General features: G+C 56.1%; 27 protein-coding genes. 18 read left to right on the top strand and 9 right to left on the bottom strand.

Annotated features, from left to right (window positions below):
- Positions 1–14 precede the first annotated feature (14 nt).
- The gene (locus AC2T28_RS10150) at positions 15–1,229 is read right to left on the bottom strand and encodes a multidrug effflux MFS transporter (RefSeq protein WP_486748855.1); all 1,215 of its coding nucleotides are present in this window, start codon (positions 1,227–1,229) and stop codon (positions 15–17) included.
- A 188-nt stretch (positions 1,230–1,417) separates the two neighbouring features.
- On the opposite strand from AC2T28_RS10150, the gene AC2T28_RS10145 reads away from it, so the two are divergent.
- The 9 genes from AC2T28_RS10145 (at position 1,418) to AC2T28_RS10105 (ending at position 8,955) form a co-directional block, all read left to right on the top strand.
- Positions 1,418–2,950, top strand: coding sequence for an acyl-CoA carboxylase subunit beta (locus AC2T28_RS10145; RefSeq protein ID WP_486748854.1), 1,533 nt, complete (start codon positions 1,418–1,420; stop codon positions 2,948–2,950).
- A gap of 11 nt (positions 2,951–2,961) precedes the next feature.
- Entirely contained in the window at positions 2,962–3,573 is a 612-nt protein-coding gene (locus AC2T28_RS10140) for a GIY-YIG nuclease family protein (protein WP_486748853.1), read from the top strand.
- A gap of 121 nt (positions 3,574–3,694) precedes the next feature.
- On the top strand, positions 3,695–4,174 hold the full coding sequence (locus tag AC2T28_RS10135; RefSeq protein WP_486748852.1) for a DUF6497 family protein: 480 nt from the start codon (positions 3,695–3,697) through the stop codon (positions 4,172–4,174).
- Positions 4,175–4,388: 214 nt separating this feature from the next.
- Complete coding sequence (locus AC2T28_RS10130) at positions 4,389–4,529, top strand: hypothetical protein (RefSeq protein ID WP_486748851.1); 141 nt, start codon at positions 4,389–4,391, stop codon at positions 4,527–4,529.
- A 69-nt stretch (positions 4,530–4,598) separates the two neighbouring features.
- Positions 4,599–4,946, top strand: a complete 348-nt coding sequence (locus tag AC2T28_RS10125) for a hypothetical protein (RefSeq protein ID WP_486748850.1) — start codon at positions 4,599–4,601, stop codon at positions 4,944–4,946.
- 256 nt (positions 4,947–5,202) lie between these two features.
- A complete protein-coding gene (locus AC2T28_RS10120) occupies positions 5,203–5,406 on the top strand; it encodes a hypothetical protein (protein WP_486748849.1) in 204 nt (67 codons plus the stop codon).
- Between the two features lie 134 nt (positions 5,407–5,540).
- A complete protein-coding gene (locus tag AC2T28_RS10115; protein WP_486748848.1) occupies positions 5,541–7,541 on the top strand; it encodes an acetyl-CoA carboxylase biotin carboxylase subunit in 2,001 nt (666 codons plus the stop codon).
- 311 nt (positions 7,542–7,852) lie between these two features.
- The gene (locus tag AC2T28_RS10110) at positions 7,853–8,434 is read left to right on the top strand and encodes a hypothetical protein (protein WP_486748847.1); all 582 of its coding nucleotides are present in this window, start codon (positions 7,853–7,855) and stop codon (positions 8,432–8,434) included.
- A gap of 77 nt (positions 8,435–8,511) precedes the next feature.
- The gene (locus AC2T28_RS10105) at positions 8,512–8,955 is read left to right on the top strand and encodes a hypothetical protein (RefSeq protein WP_486748846.1); all 444 of its coding nucleotides are present in this window, start codon (positions 8,512–8,514) and stop codon (positions 8,953–8,955) included.
- 4 nt (positions 8,956–8,959) lie between these two features.
- On the opposite strand, the gene AC2T28_RS10100 is transcribed toward AC2T28_RS10105, so the two are convergent.
- Positions 8,960–9,403 carry a DUF4174 domain-containing protein gene (locus AC2T28_RS10100; RefSeq protein ID WP_486748845.1) on the bottom strand — a complete coding sequence of 148 codons (444 nt, stop codon included), beginning with the start codon at positions 9,401–9,403 and terminating at the stop codon, positions 8,960–8,962.
- A gap of 180 nt (positions 9,404–9,583) precedes the next feature.
- Here AC2T28_RS10100 and AC2T28_RS10095 point away from each other — a divergent pair, with 180 nt between their 5' ends.
- Together AC2T28_RS10095 and scpA are read left to right on the top strand one after the other, a co-directional pair.
- Positions 9,584–10,519 carry a hypothetical protein gene (locus tag AC2T28_RS10095; RefSeq protein WP_486748844.1) on the top strand — a complete coding sequence of 312 codons (936 nt, stop codon included), beginning with the start codon at positions 9,584–9,586 and terminating at the stop codon, positions 10,517–10,519.
- On the top strand, positions 10,482–12,611 hold the full coding sequence (gene scpA / locus AC2T28_RS10090) for a methylmalonyl-CoA mutase (RefSeq protein ID WP_486748843.1): 2,130 nt from the start codon (positions 10,482–10,484) through the stop codon (positions 12,609–12,611). The genes AC2T28_RS10095 and scpA overlap by 38 nt, the downstream gene beginning before the upstream one ends.
- A 62-nt stretch (positions 12,612–12,673) precedes the next feature.
- Here scpA and AC2T28_RS10085 read toward each other — a convergent pair whose 3' ends face one another.
- On the bottom strand, positions 12,674–13,285 hold the full coding sequence (locus tag AC2T28_RS10085; RefSeq protein ID WP_486748842.1) for a phage tail protein: 612 nt from the start codon (positions 13,283–13,285) through the stop codon (positions 12,674–12,676).
- A 411-nt stretch (positions 13,286–13,696) separates the two neighbouring features.
- Between AC2T28_RS10085 and AC2T28_RS10080 the strand changes: the two genes are divergently transcribed.
- Positions 13,697–14,179: an MAPEG family protein gene (locus tag AC2T28_RS10080; RefSeq protein WP_486748841.1), complete on the top strand. Its 483-nt coding sequence runs from the start codon at positions 13,697–13,699 to the stop codon at positions 14,177–14,179.
- A 190-nt stretch (positions 14,180–14,369) separates the two neighbouring features.
- Complete coding sequence (locus AC2T28_RS10075; RefSeq protein WP_486748840.1) at positions 14,370–14,849, top strand: 2TM domain-containing protein; 480 nt, start codon at positions 14,370–14,372, stop codon at positions 14,847–14,849.
- Between the two features lie 44 nt (positions 14,850–14,893).
- Here the strand turns inward: AC2T28_RS10075 and AC2T28_RS10070 are convergent, their stop codons facing one another.
- The 4 genes from AC2T28_RS10070 to AC2T28_RS10055 all read right to left on the bottom strand — a co-directional run bounded on the left by AC2T28_RS10070 (position 14,894) and on the right by AC2T28_RS10055 (position 16,981).
- A complete protein-coding gene (locus AC2T28_RS10070) occupies positions 14,894–15,355 on the bottom strand; it encodes a GNAT family N-acetyltransferase (protein ID WP_486748839.1) in 462 nt (153 codons plus the stop codon).
- Complete coding sequence (locus AC2T28_RS10065; protein ID WP_486748838.1) at positions 15,356–16,111, bottom strand: nuclear transport factor 2 family protein; 756 nt, start codon at positions 16,109–16,111, stop codon at positions 15,356–15,358.
- A gap of 49 nt (positions 16,112–16,160) precedes the next feature.
- On the bottom strand, positions 16,161–16,505 hold the full coding sequence (locus AC2T28_RS10060; protein WP_486748837.1) for a hypothetical protein: 345 nt from the start codon (positions 16,503–16,505) through the stop codon (positions 16,161–16,163).
- 101 nt (positions 16,506–16,606) lie between these two features.
- Positions 16,607–16,981 carry a cupin domain-containing protein gene (locus AC2T28_RS10055; protein ID WP_486748836.1) on the bottom strand — a complete coding sequence of 125 codons (375 nt, stop codon included), beginning with the start codon at positions 16,979–16,981 and terminating at the stop codon, positions 16,607–16,609.
- Between the two features lie 169 nt (positions 16,982–17,150).
- On the opposite strand from AC2T28_RS10055, the gene AC2T28_RS10050 reads away from it, so the two are divergent.
- The 5 genes from AC2T28_RS10050 to AC2T28_RS10030 are packed head-to-tail and all read left to right on the top strand — an operon-like array spanning position 17,151 to position 20,346.
- On the top strand, positions 17,151–17,753 hold the full coding sequence (locus AC2T28_RS10050) for a VOC family protein (protein ID WP_486748835.1): 603 nt from the start codon (positions 17,151–17,153) through the stop codon (positions 17,751–17,753).
- Positions 17,750–18,271: a GNAT family N-acetyltransferase gene (locus tag AC2T28_RS10045; RefSeq protein ID WP_486748834.1), complete on the top strand. Its 522-nt coding sequence runs from the start codon at positions 17,750–17,752 to the stop codon at positions 18,269–18,271. Before AC2T28_RS10050 ends, AC2T28_RS10045 begins: the two co-directional genes overlap by 4 nt.
- A gap of 9 nt (positions 18,272–18,280) precedes the next feature.
- The gene (locus tag AC2T28_RS10040) at positions 18,281–18,979 is read left to right on the top strand and encodes a TerB family tellurite resistance protein (protein ID WP_486748833.1); all 699 of its coding nucleotides are present in this window, start codon (positions 18,281–18,283) and stop codon (positions 18,977–18,979) included.
- On the top strand, positions 18,960–19,955 hold the full coding sequence (locus tag AC2T28_RS10035; protein WP_486748832.1) for an endonuclease/exonuclease/phosphatase family protein: 996 nt from the start codon (positions 18,960–18,962) through the stop codon (positions 19,953–19,955). The genes AC2T28_RS10040 and AC2T28_RS10035 overlap by 20 nt, the downstream gene beginning before the upstream one ends.
- A gap of 31 nt (positions 19,956–19,986) precedes the next feature.
- Entirely contained in the window at positions 19,987–20,346 is a 360-nt protein-coding gene (locus AC2T28_RS10030; protein WP_486748831.1) for a hypothetical protein, read from the top strand.
- Here the strand turns inward: AC2T28_RS10030 and AC2T28_RS10025 are convergent, their stop codons facing one another.
- Both AC2T28_RS10025 and AC2T28_RS10020 read right to left on the bottom strand, forming a co-directional pair.
- A complete protein-coding gene (locus AC2T28_RS10025) occupies positions 20,347–21,891 on the bottom strand; it encodes a Ppx/GppA family phosphatase (protein WP_486748830.1) in 1,545 nt (514 codons plus the stop codon). It lies immediately after the preceding gene.
- A gap of 51 nt (positions 21,892–21,942) precedes the next feature.
- Positions 21,943–22,650, bottom strand: a complete 708-nt coding sequence (locus AC2T28_RS10020; RefSeq protein ID WP_486748829.1) for a P-loop NTPase family protein — start codon at positions 22,648–22,650, stop codon at positions 21,943–21,945.
- Between the last annotated feature and the right edge of the window lies 1 nt (position 22,651).

The following is a 22,651-nucleotide window of genomic DNA, read 5'->3' as shown; positions in this document are numbered from 1 at the left end:
GCACCCTTTGCGCGTTATTGCAGGGCCAACTTCTTCTCGCGTGAAATGACCAGCATGATTGAGGTGATGCCAAGGACCGCAGTGACAAGCATGATCACCAGCAGTGGCGTGGCAGTTGAACCTGCGCCCAGCACCCAGCCGGCAAAGGCGCTGAGTGCGGCGCCAAGGCCCAGCATCAGTGCGCCACTCAATCCCGAAGCCGTGCCGGCCAGATGTGGACGGACCGACAGGGCACCAGCGGTTGAGTTGGGAATTGCCATGCCGTTTCCAACGCCGACAAACGTCATAAAGCCAAAGAAGGTGTAGACGTTATCCAGACCAGCAAAGGCCAGTGCCAGCGATAGGGCAACGCCAATCCCATTAATCCAGCAGCCCCAGAACACCATGCGGTTGATGCCAATCCGCATCGAATATCGGCCAGACAGGAAGTTGCCTGCGAAATAGCCAATTGCTGGAGCCGAGAAGTAAAGGCCGAGTTGTGCGGTGCTCAAGCCATAAATCTCGGTGCCGACAAAAGGTGCGCCGCCAAGGTAGGCAAAGAACGAACCTGATGACAGCCCCGAGGCCAGTGAGTAGCCCCAAAAGCGAGGGGAGCGCAGAAGTTCCGGGTATTCGCGAAACTGCGCCACCAGTGTCTTGCCGCTTTTGTGGGCGGTTTCGCCAAAATCAAAATAGGTAAAGGCCAGGATCAGCAGGCCCATACCAAACAGCAGCCAGAAGTTGGCGGTCCAGCCAAAGGCCTGATCCAACGCGCCACCAATAGCGGGGCCAATCATCGGCACCACGGCCATACCCATGGTGACATAGCCAATCATGCTGGCCGCCTGGTCTGCATCATACAGATCGCGCACAGCGGCACGGCTGAGCACCATGGCGACGGCAACAACGGCCTGGGCCATGCGAAAGAGCAGGAAGATCTCGGCCGTTGGTGCCATAATGCAGCCCAGCGTTGCCAGAAGGAAAAACACGATCCCGGCCAGGATCACCGGCCGGCGCCCCACTTTGTCGGAAATCGGCCCGACAATGATCTGTACCACTGCATTCACAGCCAGATACAGTGCAACAGATAGCTGCATCAGGCGATAGTCAGCCTCAAAATACACCGCCATACCGGGCAGCGATGGCAGGAACACATTCATCCCTAGAGCAGATATGCCTGCTAGCAGGATCAGGGTTGAGATATGAGGTGGGCTGTTGCGTTTGAAAAAACGGCGCGATGAACTCTGCATGTGGTCTGGCTTAGGTCAGATGGGCACTCTTGTCCATTGCTCGGCACAAGAAAATCTAAGTACACCTATTAGCATATTTGCAGTTTGCGACGCTGCCTCTGTATTGAATTTGCAAATTTGCGAAAATTGCCTTGGGTCCGCCCGTTGCGCAAGATAAGGTCGCGCCAAATCAATAGGGGATATGGGCCATGAAAGATATTCTTGCTGAGTTGGAGAGCCGCCGTCAGGAAGCGCGATTGGGGGGCGGTCAGCGCCGTATCGACGCGCAACATGGTCGCGGCAAGCTGACAGCTCGCGAGCGTATCGAGTTGCTGTTGGACGAAGACAGTTTTGAAGAGTTTGACATGTTTGTCGCCCACCGCTGCACCGACTTCGGTATGGAAGAGCAGCGCCCAGCCGGTGACGGGGTTGTCACCGGTTGGGGCACCATCAATGGTCGCATGATCTATGTGTACTCTCAGGACTTCACCGTTTTTGGTGGATCGCTGTCGGAAACCCACGCGCAAAAGATCTGCAAGATCATGGATATGGCGATGCAGAACGGCGCGCCTGTCATCGGCATCAATGATTCCGGAGGGGCGCGTATCCAAGAGGGCGTTGCCTCGCTGGCTGGCTATGCCGAGGTGTTCCAGCGCAACGTGATGGCCTCGGGCGTGGTGCCGCAGATTTCGGTCATCATGGGGCCATGTGCCGGTGGCGCCGTGTACTCGCCAGCGATGACCGACTTTATTTTTATGGTCAAAGACACCTCATACATGTTTGTCACTGGCCCGGACGTGGTGAAAACCGTGACCAATGAGACGGTAACAGCCGAGGAACTGGGGGGCGCATCAACGCACACCAAGAAATCCAGCGTTGCCGATGGTGCCTTTGAAAACGATGTTGAGGCGCTGGCCGAAGTGCGCCGCTTGGTCGACTTCCTGCCGTTGAACAACAAAGAAAAGCCGCCCGTGCGCCCGTTCTTTGATGAGCCGGGCCGGATCGAAGCCAGCCTCGATACTCTGATCCCTGACAATCCCAACTCGCCCTATGACATGAAGGAGCTGATCCACAAGGTCGCGGACGAGGGGGATTTTTATGAAATCCAGGAAGACTTTGCCAAGAACATCCTAACCGGCTTTATCCGTCTTGAGGGGCAGACCGTGGGTGTGGTGGCCAACCAGCCAACTGTTCTGGCAGGCTGTCTGGACATCGACAGCTCGCGCAAGGCGGCACGGTTTGTGCGCTTCTGCGACTGTTTTGAAATTCCGATCCTGACCCTGGTCGATGTGCCCGGATTTCTGCCCGGTACATCCCAGGAATATGGCGGCGTTATCAAACACGGCGCCAAGCTGCTGTTTGCCTATGGCGAAGCCACGGTGCCCAAGGTCACTGTGATCACCCGCAAAGCATACGGTGGGGCCTATGACGTGATGTCGTCCAAACACCTGCGCGGCGATTTCAACTATGCTTGGCCCACGGCCGAGATCGCAGTGATGGGGGCCAAAGGCGCAACCGAGATCATCCACCGCGCGGATCTGGGCGATGCCGACAAGATCGCGCAGCATACGGCCGATTACGAAGACCGCTTTGCCAATCCGTTTGTCGCGGCCGAGCGAGGGTTTATTGATGAGGTGATCCAGCCCCATTCCACCCGCCGCCGTGTCAGCCGCGCCTTTGCCTCGTTGAGGGGTAAGTCGCTGAAGAACCCGTGGAAAAAGCACGATAATATTCCGTTGTAGGAGGCGTTCTGATGGTAGATGTCGTTTACGTTCTAACCAATCAAGCAATGCCGGGTTTGGTCAAAGTCGGGCTTACTTCGTCCAGCGTGGAGCGCCGGATGAAGGAGCTTGACACCACAGGGCTTCCTTTACCTTTTGAGTGTTTTTCAGCTTGGGAAGTGGAAAATGCTCTTGTCGCAGAGAAGGCCCTGCACGTTGCCTTTGGTGACCATCGAGTGAGAGAACGTAGAGAGTTTTTTCGAATTTCTCCTGATAAGCCCACAGCTATTCTCAAAGCCTTTGGTCTCAGAGATGTTACGCCTAGAGAAGACGTTATCGACGATCAAGACGATGCACGAGCGTTGGAACGTGCGCGCGCACGGCGTCCAAGATTCACGTTTGACATGGTGCCAATCGTTGAAGGCTCTCAATTGCACTCAGTCTTTGACGATGACACTACCTGTGTCGTCGGCCCTGCTAACAGCGTGATTTTCCGTGGCGAACAAATGAGTTTGAGCCAAAGCGCGATGATTGTTGCCCGAGAGACAGGGCGAAATTGGAAAACGCTTGCAGGCCCGGACTATTGGAAGTTTGAGGACGAAACTTTGACCAATCTGAGAAACGCTGAGGAATCAGCGGGATGATGCAGGTTTGGAAAGATCAGACGTTTGGGACCTCCCATGCGGGCTTTAGCAACCCCCTCGATCTCATATGGAAGTCGCTCAATCCAAACTCACTAATTGACATGTGCAGTAAATTCACATCATGATCCGCCGCAGCCGACATAGAACAGCGCGCGCCACTGGCGCAGCGCCAGCAGCCCTACCCGGAGGAGCCCACTTGTTTGGGGGGTGGGGCTGCGGATGTCTGGCCCTTTTGCTCAGTCTGACAGCCCCCGCGATGGCGGATGAACCCTTTCCTGTGCCCTCGGGCCAGGATGTCACTCTGACCGAGGTGCTGCTGGACGAAGCCCCGGGTGAGCTGTGGGCTCGGTTCCGCTTTATTGCGCCTGCGATCACCCGTGAAACCGGCAGTGTCAGCTATGATCTGGCCGGACCGGATATGGATCACTTGTGTGACGAACTGGCAATGCCCTATCTGGCCAGCCACCAGATTGCCCCTGTGCGCGTTGTGATCTCACTGATGGATCGACATGTGAGCTTTGGCGATCTTGACCCGGATGCCACCCAGTTTTTTGAGAGCTACACCCCTGACGGCAGTCGCTGTCTCTGGGAGGAGTTCTGATGTCTCCTCAATATCTTGCCAAACTTGGCTTATCTAGGCGGAATGTTGCGGCTTTGCGGCCACATGCCCCGCTGATGCCGCGATTTGGATGTAATCTGGCTGAAATACACGTTAACATGGCACCGAGCTGCAATTTCGCAACTCGTCATATGAGGTCGGAACCACTGGCAATCCAATGCCAGGTTGGTTTCTATATTTCAAACAGGAGACAGAAATGTCCAAGAGCATCAAACTATTCGCTATGGTTGGCCTGCTGGCCGCCGTCGCTGCCTGTGGGCAGCAAGAAGAAGAATTTGTCATTGTCGAACCCGAGCCCATCTCGGAAGAGCCAGTATACACCGGCAAATACAAGTAATACCAATTGGGGCCCGGCCCTGCGGTCGGTCCCCATATCTCCGCGCAGCGCCGGGCGAAAGGCGCTATCATGCTAAAACATCGCGGATTCCCCGGCCGACTGCCGGGCACAGATTTCCAATTCACAATTCGACGGCCAAACCCCAAAGGGGTCACTTCAATATCGCGACGCGAGCGGTACCATGACCGGCGCCCGGCTGATCGCCGTGCCGATGCCGGATTTATCAAGGCATTGTGGGAACAGTTCGGCGATCAGCCTTTTGAGCGTGGTAACCTAGACGCCGGCCGCATCAGCTGGCTGTTTGAGCGCGAAGTTCTGCCTGCCGAAGATCCATTTGATCCGGAAAGCTATGACGCACTGCTGGTGCTTGACCTGCGGGCGGCTGCGCTGTCGTTTCCGGACGTCTTTGGGGAGTGATTGGCCAGATGTTGCAGATGCGGTTTAATAACCACCCAGAGATGGCCCTGAAGATGGCGGTTTCTTGCGCGTGTGGCAATGTTAAGCCGACCTGCGATGTTGTGCGGCCATCATTGGCGAAAGGTTGCCAGCGTAAGTCTCTGTTTGGGCGTCATTTTGCGCATAATATTCAAGCTGCCCTGATGGTCTTGAATACCCAGTGCTGGCAAGCTTTGACCACCGTCAAAGCAATGTCTCAGCATAAGGGAAGACAGCAATGCGGGCAGTTAATATCACGATCACACTTGGCTTTTGCGCAGGTTTGGCCGCCTGTGGCAGCACCACAGGTGAACAGGTTGCATACGGCGCAGGGGCAGGGGCACTTGGCTCGATCCTACTTGATGGCAACCCGGTCACGGGTGCGGCCGTTGGCGTGGCGACCAACCTTATCTACTGCAAAGAAAAACCCCGTAACTGCTAGTTGGGTTAGCTGGCCTTTTGGGCTGGCTGTTCAGCCCGCAATTACCGCCTTGAACACATCGCAATCACCGCACCCGGCACCTGACCGGGATGCGGTGTTTTGCGTTCCGACATCCAGAAGACAAAGGACTGCCCATGTTTAACAAGATCCTGATCGCCAACCGCGGCGAGATTGCCTGCCGCGTTATCAAGTCCGCGCGCAAGATGGGTATCCAGACCGTCGCCATCTATTCGGATGCCGACCGCAACGCGCTACATGTGGAAATGGCAGACGAGGCCGTGCATATCGGCCCGCCACCCGCCAATCAGTCTTATATTGTCATCGACAAGGTCATGGATGCGATCCGCCAGACCGGCGCACAGGCGGTGCATCCCGGCTATGGTTTCCTGTCGGAAAACTCCAAATTCGCCAGTGCCCTGGCGGCCGAGGGCGTCGCCTTTGTAGGCCCGCCAGTGGGTGCGATTGAAAAGATGGGGGATAAGATCACCTCCAAAAAGATCGCTCAGGACGCTGGCGTGTCTACGGTTCCGGGCCACATGGGCCTGATCGAGGACGCTGACGAGGCAGTGAAAATCTCGAACGAAATCGGTTATCCGGTGATGCTCAAAGCTTCAGCCGGTGGCGGTGGCAAAGGTATGCGGATTGCCTGGAACGATGACGAGGCCCGCGAAGGCTATCAATCTTCCAAAAACGAAGCCGCCAATTCCTTTGGGGATGACAGGATTTTCATTGAAAAGTTCGTCACCCAACCGCGCCATATCGAAATTCAGGTTCTGTGTGACAGCCACGGCAACGGCATCTATCTGGGCGAGCGCGAATGCTCGATCCAGCGCCGTCAGCAAAAAGTTGTGGAAGAGGCGCCAAGTCCGTTCTTGGACGAAGCCACCCGCAAGGCGATGGGAGAACAGGCCGTCGCGCTAGCACAAGCGGTGGACTATGCCTCGGCTGGGACCGTGGAGTTCATCGTCGATGGCGACAAAAACTTCTATTTCTTGGAAATGAACACCCGCCTGCAGGTGGAACACCCGGTGACCGAGCTAATCACTGGTGTGGATCTGGTCGAACAGATGATCCGAGTTGCCAATGGCGAAGAACTGACCATCAAGCAGGAAGACGTAAAGCTGAACGGCTGGGCGATTGAAAACCGCCTGTACGCCGAAGACCCGTATCGTGGTTTCCTGCCCTCAATCGGGCGTCTGACCCGGTATCGCCCTCCATTCGAGGTGGTCGAGGAGAGCCACGTGGTACGCAACGACACTGGCGTTTATGAGGGCGGCGAGATTTCGATGTATTATGACCCGATGATTGCCAAGCTCTGCACATGGGCGCCAACCCGAGGGGAGGCCATTGAGCACATGCGCAATGCGCTGGACGGGTTCGAGGTCGAGGGCATTGGCCACAATCTGCCATTTCTGTCAGCAGTGATGGATCACCCGATCTTTATCGCGGGTGAAATGACCACTGCCTTTATCGAAGAGCAATACCCAGACGGCTTTGATGGTGTTGAGTTGCCGGAAAAGGCTCTGCGCCGCATTGCAGCGGCCTGTGCAGCCATGCACCGCGTTGCTGAAATTCGCCGTACCCGCGTGTCGGGGCGCATGGACAACCACGAGCGCCGGGTTGGTGTTGAATGGGTCGTGTCCTTGCAAGGTGAAGACTATGCGATGACTATTGATGCAGATCGTGACGGGTCGACTATTGTCTTCGCCGACGGCATCGAAAAACGCGTCACCAGCAGTTGGAGCCCCGGCGACCAACTGGCCGAGTTGGATGTGGACGGCGAGAAGCTGGTGCTGAAGGTTGGCAAAATCTCCGGTGGTTTCCGCATCCGGTCCCGCGGGGCAGATATGAAAGTGCATGTACGCACCCCGCGTCAGGCAGAACTGGCCAAGCTGATGCCTGAAAAGGTTGCGCCGGATACATCCAAACTGCTGCTCTGCCCAATGCCCGGCCTAATCGTCAATGTGGCTGTGCAGGTGGGCGACGAAGTGCAAGAGGGCCAGGCCCTGTGCACCGTTGAGGCGATGAAAATGGAAAACATCCTGCGTGCCGAGAAAAAGGGCGTGGTGTCCAAAATCAACGCCGCCGCGGGCGATAGCCTGGCGGTGGATGATGTGATCATGGAGTTCGAGTGAGCCTCTGGCGCTTCATAGTTGCACTCTGTGCTGCGGTCCCCGCCTTTGTGGGCGGGGTCTATTTGGCCGGGCGGGCGTGGAAGTTTGTTGTGGGTCAGCTGCCAACGTCCGTAGAGAAAATTTCTATTTTGATCTTCGTGGGTGGTTTTTTGTTTGCTTGGCTGGCGCTCTGGTTGGTTACTAAAAAACGCCCCAGTTTTGGTTTGTTTTTCGTGGGCGGAGCCATTTGGACTTTGGTTCTCTACATCATGGAAAAGTCCAATCTAATTTCGATACTGGAAACAGATCATTGGACCAGCTTGCTCCCTGTAATGCTGATCCTCTCAGCCTTTGCTGTGTTTTGGCTATCTGCGGTTGTCTACCGAACCCAGATTCGCCATGCAGTGAAGGTTTCGCTGGCATCTGGCGCAATTGTCCTGATGGGGGCCGGATCAATCGCAGCCAAAACCTATGCCTTTTATCATCCTCCGCTTCCCCGGCCTGATTGGAAAATACCCACCGGAGTACCCGACCATCTGTCTGTTACCTTGGCGAGCCTGAACGAACGGGCAGACCGGGTTCGAACGCCTTGCAGCTACCGATTTGGCTTCTATCCTCTGACCAAGATCAGCGGACAGCCTGACCTATTGTTTCTTGATGTGAGTGATCATGGAGAGGATCATATCAAATGGGCGGTTGATATAGCGGTTCTGACAACGAGCGGGGACTGGATCTGTAAGTCCACCCTTGGAGAAGAACTGACACTTGGGGGAGCTGATCAGGGATTCGACCCGCACGCAGTTTACGTCAGGACATCGGTCGAGGCATCTATGCCGGGTGCTGTTGGGACTTTACAGTTTGTGGCGTGTCCTACTGAAACCATCTGTTCTCTAAATGCGCAGACGTCTCAATGACTAGGGCGCAACCATACCTCCGGCTCGCAAAGGCACTATTGGCGGGGCTGCTCCTGACAGCTCTGACCGCTTGCGCCATGGACAAAGAGAGTGAGGTGCGCGCGCGTCTTGCTGATTGGGTGAACCTCGGTGATACCGCTTATTTCAAATCCTCGATGAGCTGTACCGCAGCCGTTTTTGAGGTTGAAGAGCTTCGCGTTAAGTCGCTGATTTCCAAAGCGCGTTCTATTGCTACCGGTATGGTCCTGTTGGATGACGGCAAGCCCGTTGCGTTTGACGTTAAGGGGCTTTCGCCCAATGCGGTGTCCGAACAAATCATGTCCAAGGACCTGCCGCAGGGATTGGGTGTGCTGTCCTCAGGTGTGGCGGGTAAAGATTGCATGAGTGACGAGATCAAGGAGGCCTACCTGCGGGCGCTACTCGATCCCAATTCGGTGCTGATGTTTGACCCCAACGGTAATGTGATGGCGGTGCTGGATCGGGCCAACGAACAACTCTTCTTTTCCCGGGGGACGGTGTGATGGCTCAGCTGCCGCGCCGTTCCTCGATCTCGCGTATCCGCGAGGGGAATTTATCGATGGTGCGGGTCAGCTCGCGCACCGTCCATGGGCTTGGCTTGCGTAATTTAACACCGCCATCCTTGCCCACCAGAACCAGCATGAACCCGCGTGGCCGCAGCTTTTGGCGCAGCGCGGAATTGGCGCTGGGATCAGTGTCGACCAGAACCACCACATCGCGTTCAAACAGCGCCTCGACCCCTTGCGACAGGCGGTCGATCTGCTCATGGAAACGCGGGTCATCCGGGCTGTCGGCAAAGACAACAATGGGCCGGTTTTTCCACAAAAACTCGCTCAGATCGCTGTCAGTTCCAGGCTGTATAAATGCTGGGATAACCGGATTGGCGGTTTCCTGTGCAGTAAGGGGTGCTGGGATTAATGTCGCCAGAACAAGGGCTAGGAATGGTTTCATTATGTCTCCTGTCCCGATGAATATATGCACCTCAGCGGAAATTGCGATGGGAGAATCGCCACTTAGCAGCAAAAAAACATTCAACGTTAATCGGTTTGAGAGGGTCTGTAGGTAATGATCTTGCAGTTTTCTTCAAATCGGCCGCTTTGTGTGGCCCGTGGCCATAGGACGGGCAAATCGATGAACGTGTTTTTGCATATTGGGGCACACCGCTGCGCCACCACTAGTTTTCAGGAATATCTACAGCTGAATTCTGACACATTGCGGATGCGCGGAATTGAGGCTTGGGGGCCAGATCGGACCCGAAATGGTCTGTTCAACGGGATCTTACCGGGGCCAGCTGCTGCCACGGGTCGTGATCCACAGCGCCGAGGCGAGGGCCGTGTACAGATGCATTTGGCCCAAGCTGCGGAGCAGGGGTTGGATCATCTGTTGATCAGCGATGAAAATATGATGGGCACCGTGCGCGAGAACCTGCGACTGGGTGAACTGTACTGTGGCGTTGGCGAACGGATGGCGCGCTTTGCTCAGGCTTTTGACGGGCAGGTTACGGATGTTGTCGTCAACTTGCGCAGCCTCGAGAGCTATTGGGCGTCGGCGCTGGCTTACGGTGTGTCACGTGGCCACCGGGTGCCAAGTGCCGCGATGCTCGATCGGTTGGTGACCAGTCCACGCAGTTGGCGCGATGTTTTGACCGATGTGGCCTGCGCAGTACCTGGCGCCCAGATCTGGGCGATGACGTTTGAAACATTCGGCGGCCGCCCCGAGGCGCAGCTGACTGCAATGGTCGGAGAAGAGATGCCAAGCAGCAATGCGCGCATCCGGCTGAATACGACGCCTCAACTGCCAGAGCTGCGCAACCAATTGCAAAGCTCAGTGGCCAGTCAACTGCCACAGGGCGAGGGGCGCTGGCAGCCCTTTGACGAGGTGCAGATTGCGGCGCTTCGCGAAGCCTATGCCGATGATTTGATGTGGCTCGCCGCCGGTGGCGACGGGTTGGTGCAGTTGAAACAAGATCCAGACAAAGCAGGGCAGGGCACGAACCCAGCTCGCACAGACCTGACAAGAGGAAGACCCCATGACGACCAAGACAGACGAATGGCGGGCGCTGGCTGAGAAAGAACTGCGCGGCCGCGCCGTTGAAGACCTGAACTGGCAAACCCTCGAAGGGATCGAGGTCAAGCCGCTCTATACTGAAGACGACACCGCAGAGCTGCCTCACATGGGCTCTGTCCCCGGGGTAGGCCCCTTCACCCGTGGGGTGAAAGCGACAATGTACGCAGGCCGCCCCTGGACCATCCGGCAATATGCCGGTTTCTCTACCGCCGAAGAGAGCAACGCCTTTTACCGCCGTAATCTGGCCGCGGGTCAGCAGGGTGTTTCTGTGGCGTTCGACCTTGCCACTCATCGCGGATACGACAGCGACCACCCCCGCGTGGTTGGTGATGTGGGCAAGGCTGGCGTGGCCATCGACAGCGTCGAGGATATGAAAATCCTGTTCGACGGCATCCCGCTCGACAAGGTCTCGGTTTCGATGACCATGAACGGTGCTGTTGTGCCAATTTTGGCCAGTTTCATCGTCGCCGGTGAAGAGCAGGGCCACGATAAGTCACTGTTGGCTGGCACCATTCAGAACGACGTTCTGAAAGAGTTCATGGTCCGCAACACCTATATCTACCCGCCGGAACCCTCGATGCGGATTGTGTCGGACATTATTGAATTTACCAGCAACGAGATGCCCAAGTTCAACTCGATCTCTATTTCCGGCTACCACATGCAAGAGGCCGGGGCGAACCTGGTGCAGGAGCTTGCCTATACGCTGGCCGATGGCCGCGAATATGTCCGCGCCGCGATCGAGGCCGGCATGGACGTCGATAAGTTCGCTGGCCGTCTGTCCTTCTTCTTTGCCATCGGCATGAACTTCTTTATGGAGGCTGCCAAACTGCGCGCCGCCCGCCTGTTGTGGCACCGCATCATGACGGAATTCGGCGCTAAATCCGAACGCTCCAAAATGCTGCGCACCCACTGCCAGACCTCGGGTGTTTCGCTGCAGGAACAGGACCCCTACAACAACGTTGTCCGGACCGCGTACGAGGCGATGGCGGCCGCCCTGGGTGGCACCCAGTCCCTGCACACCAACGCATTGGACGAGGCGATTGCCCTGCCAACTGATTTTTCGGCCCGCATCGCCCGCAACACCCAGCTGATCCTGCAAGAGGAAACCGGCATCACCAATGTGGTCGATCCTCTGGCCGGATCCTATTACGTCGAAAGTCTGACTGCCGAGCTGGCCGACAAAGCCTGGGCCTTGATCGAAGAGGTCGAGGAAATGGGCGGCATGACCAAGGCTGTGGCCTCAGGTATGCCAAAACTGCGTATCGAAGAAAGTGCCGCCAAGCGTCAGGCGATGGTCGACCGTGGCGACGAGGTGGTTGTGGGCGTCAACAAGTACAAACTGGACGAGCAAGACCCGATCGACATTCTGGATGTCGACAACGTGGCCGTACGCGAAAGCCAAGTTGCACGTCTGGAGCAAATCCGCGCGACGCGGGATGAGGATGCCTGTCAGGCCACATTGGATGCCCTGACAACCTGCGCCAAGGAAGGTGGCAACCTGTTGGCTGCCGCTGTTGAGGCCGCCCGCGCGCGGGCCACAGTTGGAGAGATCAGCATGGCGATGGAGAAAGAGTTTGGCCGTCACCGGGCTGAGGTGAAAACCCTGGCGGGTGTCTATGGTTCCGCATATGAAGGCGACGAAGGCTTTGCCGCCATTCAGCAGAGCATCAATGAGTTTGCCGAAGAAGAAGGCCGCCGCCCGCGTCTTCTGGTGGTAAAGATGGGCCAGGACGGTCACGACCGTGGCGCCAAAGTGATTGCCACTGCCTTTGCCGATATCGGCTTTGATGTCGATGTTGGTCCGCTGTTCCAAACCCCGGCCGAGGCGGCTCAGGATGCGGTGGACAACGATGTGCATGTGATTGGCATCTCGTCACAAGCGGCCGGGCATAAAACGCTGGCACCGCAGCTGGTGGCCGAGCTGAAAGAGCAGGGCGCCGAGGATATCATCGTGATCTGCGGTGGGGTGATCCCACAGCAGGATTATGATTTCCTCTATGACAATGGGGTAAAGGCGATCTTTGGCCCCGGTACCAACATCCCCGAAGCGGCGCAGAACATTCTGCAACTCATCCGCGACGCGCACGCCTAACGTTTGCAACAAACACAACGTCTGCCCTCCCACGATGTATGGGGAGGGCAGGTGTGGTGACCTTAAGGTCTTGGCGGATAGATGCCTTGGATTGCGACGCACCAGTTCATGGCGAGACGGGGGCCCTCAACATTAAAGGGTATCCCGCCCGCGTTATTGGCAATGACCCCCGGATCCATTTGACGGGTTGGCGGGCCGTCAGCATAAATGTTGAGTTCACTTCCATCGGCGTGGTATGGGGCGGCTAAATAATCAGCGCCTGGACCGTGTTTTGTTGCCGCTGCATTGGTTCCATTTACCAAGTGACTGTGCGCACCAACCTCCGCCGCCGTTTGGAGGTGATTTGCCTCTCCATATCTCTTGCCGATAGGATGGGTCCCTAGGCCAGGGCCGGTACCCATAGCGACCGGTGCCCTGCCGCGCAGGTCAGGCAAGGCAAATGTAGTGCGCCCATCCCCGCCATAGATTGAACCATAAAGAGAGAACAGGGCTTGGTAATCGCGGACAGCCATGAGGCGCCCATCCGCCGGGAACCAGCCCCCAGGGCAGAAATTGAAGCCAAATAGGCTCACCTGGCCAATGTAGGGGTCTGCTGACGCTTTTGTGGTGCCAAGGGTCAACGGCAAAGCCAATGCAAGTGCCGAGAATATGCCCGTTATAGATTTTAATTTCAAAGAAGCCTCCATAGGAAAGGGTAGTGGTATTCGCGGGTTAATGACCAAAGAAAATGGGCTGAGCCAATTGGTAGCAGAAATTCATGTTTTGTCAGAATACTTTTTAAGTTGTTATTCAAACTCATGGGAGTAATTATCTTGGGTTGATTTATAGTATTTAATATCCTCTTTTGGGCGTGCTGGGTCAGATGGTGTCACCTTTTTTCTATGTGGTTTGCAAATGGAACAATTAGCAAAGAGCCGTTGTTGAATTACTCCTAAAAATAATGAAAGTGGTTTTGACTTGTGGGCAAGAAACCTGGTTTTAGAGTGTGCTCTAGAAAAGGAATGTTTAACTGGATACTGGTTTTGACTTGCACGATGCGGCCCACCGGGGCACCTGTATTGCCATCATAAAGCGGAGGGTGTGTCTTGGGAAAACGCAATAAAATCGCGCTGGGAATGGTCGGCGGGGCCCTTTGGGGGGTACTGCTGGTTGGCGGACCGCAGTGGTTGGGGGTTAAATACATTCCAACTCCAATGGCCTTGCCCTTTGCCTTTGTTGCGCCGGGGCTGTTCCTGGCTGCGGTAATTGGGTTTCTGGCACAGCGGCGTTTCTTTGATGATGGCATCATCGACGGCGAAGCTTTTGCCCCCGGTTCCTCAAATGAGATCGCGCAACGGGTTTTGTCCAACACAGTTGAACAGCTGGTTCTTGCTTTGGCCATTTGGCCCCTTGCAGCCGTGTCACTAGGTGGCGCTGTGGCAATATCACTGGGGCTGGGTTTTGCCGCCATGCGTGTGCTGTTCTGGATTGGTTACTTGGTCTCGCCACCGTTGCGAGCATTGGGGTTTGCCGGAACGTTTTATCCGACACTGGTGGCTGCAGTCTGGTCCATTTGGGTTTGGGCATAACTGGTGATCTAACTGAGTTTAGGACGGGACATGTTTGTCAGCGGGCCTGTTAACGAGTTACATGTATTCAATAGCCCATGGCTGTCTGATCAAACTGGCAGCCCTGTGTCGGCGAAATGTCGTGGTGCTGTCGTGGCCGTTTTACTGGCCCAGTGGCAGTGAGTGTTTATGAACTGCAGGACGGTATTCAGTGATCATTAGAAAACTCCGCTTGGACAAAGGCTATTCGCAGGAACAACTGGCCAGCATGGCTGGTGTGAGCACGCGAACATTGCAACGCATCGAACGTGGCGCAAACGCCAGCCCCGAAACACTGAAATGTCTTGCTGCGGTTCTGGAAGTCGACTTCATGAGCTTGAGCAAGGAACACACCATGTCCGTAGAAGATACCCAAACAGTGCCGGAACTGGCTGCTGAGGAACGTGAGGCCATGGAATACGTGCGTGATATCAAGGCTTTTTACATGCACGCCATTCAATACGGCATTGTTATGACTGGGTTAACCATTTTGAATCTTGCCACAAGTCCCGACAACTTCTGGGTAGTCTGGCCTGCACTTGGCTGGGGGATTGGCCTTGCATCTCATGGGCTCAACGTCTTTGAGATCGTCAACTTCTTTGGCGGCGATTGGGAGAAACGCCAGATCGAACGCCGTCTGAAGCGCAAGTGACGACCGGGCGACACATCTACATCAACACCTATGGCCCAAGGCATTTAGCTCAGCACCAGCTCCATTTTGGGCAATACCCGCCCTTTGATTGATCCAGACGGGACCTCTCCAACAACTGCAAGCCCCATCGCGGTGTAGAATGGAACCGCAGCGGGTTCCGACGCCAGTGTGAGCGATTTTAGTCCAAGGCTGTGGGCCTGTGTCACAATCTCTTGCCACATAAGGCGACCAATGCCCTGGCGTTTTAAAGCCGGGTCAATAAAGAAAGAGGTCACTTCAGCAGTGCCCGTGTCTGGCTCAACGTCCAGTCCAATGAGGCCACACACCTGACCGCTCTCAGCCACCCAATAGTGTTTATGTTCAATGTCTTCTGGCTGGATCTTGAGCTCGTCTCGGCAGGCTTCCATGAAGGCATCATCATATCCGGCCGATTGTTTGGAGCGCATTGAGATGTCGGTTAGAATTTCAGCTTCGTCGGGCCTTGCTTTGCGAATTTGAATAGTCACCTAAAATTTCCCGTTTTCATTCTTCCACTCACTGCGTGGGGCGATCTTTTCGGTGGTGTCCCAATGCTCTACCAGCTTTCCGTTATCGATACGGAACAGATCATAAAAGGCACAATGATCCGTGCCCCGATATCCCTCGCTCACCGACAGGACAAAATTCCCCTGTGCTAGCACCCAGTACAGGGTCTGGTAATCAATGCGCTGATCGCTGCCCTGATTTCCTCCTAAACGGATCCGCAGAGCAGTTAGGCCATCCTCGGAATCTGGATTGTGCTCAATGAAATCCTCGGCAATGAAGTCAGGTAACTGATCCAGTTTTTCGCCCACCAACACTGTGCGTATAAAATCACGCACCAATGCCCGGTTGTCTTCGGTACGGTCCAGATCGGTAACCTCGGTGGCGCCATCCACCATGCTGCGCCCCGAGGGGTTTGGGGTTTGGCGTTCCTGGATGTTGTCCCAGTGCTCCACTGCTTGACCATCCTCAAACCGAAACACCTCGAAACAGATCTTGCGGCTGGAAAAATCGTATTCCATCTGGGCAAAGACAAAATCGCCATCTTCAAACCCGCGCACCATGTTCACCTTGGGGCCGGTTTTTGACAGGCGTGCAAAGAGTTGCGCCAGACCTTCGCTACCCTCATGGGTTTGGGGGTTGTGCTGGATATAGCGATCCTCGTTGACCACTGCGACTGCAGCCGCGTCGCCGGTCTCGATGCTTTTCAGCAAAGCGTTGATTTGTTCAACTTTTCTCATACAGGTGATGCCTCCTTAGTTTTTAATGTCAGGCAGGCAACTGAACTTGTTATTTCAGCAAATCACCAACAATTCCAACCGCATCGACGACTGTACTCAGATCATCAGAGACTTCAAGAATATCATCTCCGACACGAATGTAGCGGTTACCTTGCCCTGGTGGTTTGAGCTTCCACTTCGATAGATCTCCAATGTTTTCAAAGTTTAGATCGCCTGGGAGTTTTGCCCCGCGTGTATAGCGCCTGATCTGTCCTGGGGGTACGGCTTTGGGTCCATTCCCCGGCTTAACGATTTTTGCGTTGTTGGGCTTGTTGCCTCTGTCTTTGGCATAGGAATCAATTGGGAAACTTAGCGCCAGGGCCACTGCTGCGCCGATTGGAATGAAGCTCTTCATGTTGCACCTGTTCAAACGTTTACGGAACCAATGGCTTCATTAAAACTGTGAAAGGGTTCGAAGGCAAGAAATAGCGGAAAAGCGGGCGGGTCTGGGCATCGTTAGTCCAGAGCGATCACAACAGCCACCGCCTCACCATGCACAGGTCTGGCTCCATGGCCTTTGCCAGTGGTGTCTTCCATCAACAACCTGTCTCCCGGTCTGAAAATGCGGGTCTCGCCAGTGCTGGTCCAGCCTTCTACGGCTCCTTCCAGAACGATGAACAACTGCCGACGAGGCGACGGATGTGCGGCGTCTTCCCAATCTGCGGGAAAGCGAAACCAGAAGACCTGATTGGCTGCTGTTGGCGCCGAGACATCCAAAGCCGGAGCGGGTGGGGCGTATTGCACCGAGGCCATATCAATCTCGACATCCTCAAAATGACTCTCACCGGCGCTGTCGGCAAACAGCCGGGCGCATTTAACTGGGCTTGGCATGGAACTCCGATCACGGTTGGGATGTGTTCGACCAACCATCAAACCGGCAGGTCGATGTGTCAAGCGCCGCTTTCTCGGGCAATTGCAAGGGGTTTCATAGCTTTGACTGTGTTTGTTCTTGTACGCCAAGGACGCGGGGATAAGGTGGCCCCAAACAGAGGAGCGCGTGATGGAACTGGATCATCTGGCAGTGGCTGGCGAAAGCCTTGAGGCGGCGACGGCCCATGTAGAACAGGCCCTGGGGGTGCCGATGCAGGGTGGTGGACAACACGCGATGTTTGGCACCCACAACTATCTTCTGGGGTTGGCAGACGGTTTGTACCTAGAGGCCATTGCCATTGATCCTGACGCAGAACCGCAACGCAGCCCGCGCTGGTTTGATTTGGATCGCTTTTCTGGCTTGCCGCGGATCAGCAACTGGATTTGTCGTTGTGATGATATGGTCGGCGAGTTGACGGGCTTGCCAGATGGGGCAGGTCACCCGGTTGCCCTGACCCGTGGAGATTTGCGCTGGGATATGGCGGTGCCAGCCGGTGGTATCTTGCCCTATGACAATGTTTTCCCTGCACTGATCCAGTGGCATTGCCCACACCCAGCCCCAAAACTAACCCAACAGGGGGTACGTTTGGAGCGTTTGACCCTGTCGCATCCCAAGGCGGATGAATTGCAGTCCCTGTTATCCTTGCAGGATGATCGGGTGGCCTATGAAAGTGGCGAGGCTGGGTTCGAGGCTCGTTTCGCCACCCCACATGGGCGGCGGGTTCTAACGTGATCATCCGTCGTGCGCTGGCAACAGACGCCCAAGCTGTGGCGGGCATCCATGGTCACTATGTCCGCAACACGCTGATCACATTCACCACCGTTGAAAAACCGCTCAGCGATTGGGAGGACGTGATCCAAGCTGATCTCCCGGTCTTTGTGGCCGAGCAGGATGGCCTGATTTTGGGCTATGGCTTCTACGGCAGTTTTCGCGGTGGTCCCGGCTATGCGCATACAGCCGAGCATTCGATTTATCTTGCACCCGATGCGCAGGGAATTGGGGCAGGGCGCGCGCTGTTGGCAGCCGTCGAAGAGGCCGCGTGCGCAGGCGGCATTCATGTGCTGGTGGCCGGCATCAGCAACGCCAATCCTGTTGGTTTGAAGTTTCATGCCGCCATGGGCTACAGTGAAACCGGTCGGTTGCTTGAGGTTGGATTTAAGAACGGCCAGTGGTTAGATACGATATTCATGCAGAAATTTCTGTCGCCCAGGTCGCAAGTCGCGCCTGACGGCTCGGACAAAAAGGGTTAACCTCGTCATATGTCACTCTGGTCACGCATATCCGACGCGCTCGCCGCGCTTGCCAAAGGCGAAGGCCTGTCGCAGGTCTTTGAGCACCTGCGGGGCTCACCCGAGAAATCGGTGGGTTTTGCCATCGCGGTGATTGCGTTGGGGGCCAAGATGGCCAAGGCGGATGGGCATGTCACCCGAGACGAGGTCACAGCCTTTCGCGAGGTGTTCCAGATTGCCCAGAATGACGAGGCGGGTGCTGCGCGTGTGTTCAACATGGCCCGCACCGATGTGGCGGGCTTTCGCGAATATGCCCGCCGTATTCAGGCGATGTTTGCCGATGATCCCACCACCCTAAGCGACCTGATGGAAGGGTTGTTCCACATCGCCATGGCGGATGGGTTCTATCACCCCAATGAAAACGAGTTCCTGCGCGAAGTGTCGCAGATTTTTGGACTGGAATTAACGCAGTTCCGGGCTCTTCGCGCGCGTTTTGTGCCGGATGCGCCGCAGGATCCCTTTACCATCTTGGGTGTAAGCCCCGATATGCCGCGCGATGAAATCCGCAAACACTGGCGCCAGCTGGTGCGCGAAACCCACCCGGACGCGATGATCGCGCGTGGTGTTCCCGAAGAAGCGGTACGACTGGCGGAAAAGCGGATGATCGATATCAACCGGGCTTGGGACCAGATCAACGGATGTGCAAAATATGCGGCTGGTCAGCTATAATGTAGAGTGGTTTGCGTCCCTGTTTGACGAGCAGGACCACCTGATCCTGGATCAGGAACCCTCGGGGCGGCATGGCATTGACCGCTATACCCAAGGCCATGCCCTGGTCGAGGTGTTTCAGGCACTGGATGCCGATGCAGTCATGGTGGTCGAGGCCCCCAATTCAGGGCGCACCCAAAGCACAGTTAAGGCGCTTGAACATTTCGCCGAACGGGCTGGCGTGCGGGCGCGGACTGTGTTGATGGGCTTTGCCAATGACACCCAGCAGGAAATCGCGCTGATGTACGATCCGGACGTACTGAGCGTGCGCCATGATCCCTTGCAAACCACCGATGCGCCGCAGTTCGATGACGTGTTCAAGATCGACCTGGATATTGATGCCAAGCTGGACCATGTGAAGTTCTCCAAACCGCCACTAGAGCTGGCCATGACCACCAAGTCCGGGCGTGAACTTCGCCTGATTGGTGCACATCTTAAATCCAAGGCCCCACACGGTGCCCGCAATGACGCTGCGGTGATCCGGCTGTCGATTGCCAATCGGCGCAAGCAGTTGGCGCAGGCGATCTGGTTACGTCGACGGATAGAGCAACACCTTCAGCAGGGCCAGGATCTCATCGTGATGGGTGATCTGAACGATGGGCCGGGCCTGGATGAATACGAACGTCTGTTTGGCCGCTCTTCAGTCGAGATTGTAATGGGGACCGAATTGCTGGATCCAAATGCGCGGCAAGCATTTCAGCCTCGGACAACGGCCATGCCCAGCACGTCGCGGTTTTATAACGCGCAGACCAAACGTTATTTCCGCGCCTTGTTGGACTATGTGATGATATCACCCGGGCTGACAGGCCTGTCGCCAAATTGGCGGATCTGGCACCCGTTTGAAGACGCAGAAATTTACGAAAATATAGAACTGCGCGAGGCACTACTGGCGGCCTCGGACCATTTTCCAGTGTGTCTGGATATTGATTTGTCTTAAATTTCTAGTCCACAGGACCTATATCGATCTCATGAAACAGTTATTGCCCCTCACGTTTGTCACTTTTACCGCCATGCCCGCTATTGCTCAGGACACCGGCGAAGATCCCAGCCTGATGGAACAGGGGTTTGAGCTGTTCTTTGAAGGTCTGCGCGAGGAAATGGCGCCGGCACTGGATGATTTTCAGGCCATGGCCGAGCTGGTTGGGCCAGCCATGCAAGAGTTCCTGGCTGAAATGGGGCCTGCGCTGGCCGATATCGCCAGCCAGGTTGAGGATTGGAGTGTTTACGAGATGCCCGAGATCCTGCCCAACGGTGACATCATCATCCGCCGCAAACCCGCAGATGAAACTGAGGCGCAGCCCGAAGAGAGTGGCACCACCGACCTCTGATCAGTCTCGGAACTCAACGGTGGTTTCCGCCTTGAGCGATCGCGCCAGTGATTTGAACCGCGCCTCGGCGACCTCGCCGTAAAGCGGGGCAACGGATGCAGGCAGGCGTAGGCGCAGGTGCTTTTTGCGCGGTTGCCACTTCAGACTGCCTATGTCGCCATCTTTTGACACCATCAACATGGCCCCAAACCGCATCGCTTTGCCCAGAATCTCAGCTTCTTTTTTGCCGTTTTCGTCCAGCAATTCATACAGGTTTTCAAAGGCGGTGCCTTGGCGCTTGTTGCGGTAACGATGCAACAGCGCCAACCCCAGGAACACCCGCTCTGAATGCTTCAGCCCTCCCAGATTGGCGCGGGTGGCGTTGTCAAAACAGACCTCGGCCCGGTAGTCGGGATGCGCGCGCCAGCTGACATCATGCAGCAGGCAGGCGGCCTTGAGCAGGCGCTTGGTGGCGTCTGGGTTAGATTTGAACAGCGGCAAAACAAAATGATACAGCGTTTTGCCAAAGCCAGGCATGCGGGCATCCTTGGCCTCGGCAAAGCGGCAGGATTCCACCAGCGGATCCCGTTTGCGCAGACGTTGCGGCATTTGCTCATACAACATGCCCTCGCGGATACCATAGCTCGAGATCGCAATGTCTTTGGGTTTGAAGGTTCGTACCAGCCGGGCCAGCACATCAACAGCATAGGGCACCAGTGACATCCGAGCCGTGGACAGGCCGCAGGCGGTGCGGATCTCTTCGATGTCGTTGCTCTCGATGTATTTGATGGTGTCACGCACACTTTGCGCGGTCATCCGATATTCATGCAGCACCTTCAGTGGATAGCCACGCCGCTCCATGTCGACACGGGCAATGGCCCGCCAACTACCACCGACCAGGAACAGTCGGTCCTTTTGTGGGCCCATCTCATCCTTTAGCTGGGCGATGACTTCTTTGATATGCGCTTTGCGGCCCTTACGTCCGCCAGGGATATCCCGCAGTTTCAGCGGCCCGAGAGACGAGGTGACACGTTTGCCAACCCGGCCGTCTTGCAGCTCAGCCAGCTCCATTGAAGAGCCACCAATGTCGCAGATCAACCCATATGAGCCGGGCCATCCCAGCAACACACCCTGCGCCGAAAGGCGCGCCTCTTCACGGCCATCAATCACCCAGATTTTTAGCCCGGTTTCATTCAGAACTTCGGCACAGAAGTCCGGCCCGTCGCTGGCGTCGCGCACAGCAGCTGTGGCCACCACACTCAGCGGAGGTAGCCCCATGCCCTTGGCCAGATGTTGAAACCGCTTCAGTGCTGACAAGGCGCGCAGGCGTCCCTTGGGGTGCAGCTTGCCGGTTTCCGACAGGCCAGCGCCCAGGGCACACATGATTTTTTCGTTGTAGAAATAGGCCGGGCTGCGGGCTGCGCCGTCAAATACCACCATCCGGACCGAGTTTGACCCGACATCCACCACGCCAACCCGCGACAGCGCACGGGCTCCGGGATCTTCAAACAGCGGGCGCTCAAAGGGCCCCCACTCGGCAGCAGCAGGATCCGGTTTCACGTTCATGATCTTCCCCAGGTCGTCTTGGCGGTAGGATGTAAGATCAGCAGGCGCTGGTCAATCATCCTTTGGATCCGTTTCTAGGCTCATTTCATATTGATTTTGTGACAACAGTCGGATCGCCAGCGGCCGCGACAGGGTATGGCCCTCGGCCAACGAGATTTCATCCATCTGTTTAACAATCTGCGCTGCGGCTTCGAAGGAGCGATCCATATGGGCCACCAGATAGGGGATGACATCTGGCTTGGGCATAATTTGTCGATCATTGAACAGTTTTGCCAACACCACGGTGAGCAACGCATCGTCAGGTGCCTCAAGCGCCACATGGGTCGCTGCCTGCACCCGGCTTTGCAGGTCGAGCAGGGACAGGCCCCAGAGGTTTGGGGCTGCTCCACCGGTCAGCATCAGCGCATGACCATTGGCTAACACCATGTTGTGCAGGTGAAACAGGGCGTTCTGTTGATCAGGGCGGCGGGCAATCTCGGGGACGTCTTCGACGGCTATTGAGCCTTGCGCTAGCTCTGGCACCATGTCCTCGGTTAGGTCCTTGGCATTAATAATGCGCGCACCGGACTGGCTGGCCCAAACATGCACCAGGTGGGTTTTGCCCGCGCCGCGCGGGCCGCTTAGCACTAGCTTACCGCTAGGCCAGGTAAAGCTGCTGTCGAGCATCGCCACCGCCATAGCGTTTGAGGGGGCAACAAAGAAATCATCCCGTCCCAGCGCCGGTTTAGCGGGGAGATCAAAGCTTAGCTGTTTGGGCATG

Source organism: Parasedimentitalea nitratireducens (assembly GCF_057444295.1).
The sequence above is the reverse complement of the archived record's forward strand: the minus strand, read 5'-3'. Positions and strand labels throughout refer to the sequence as shown.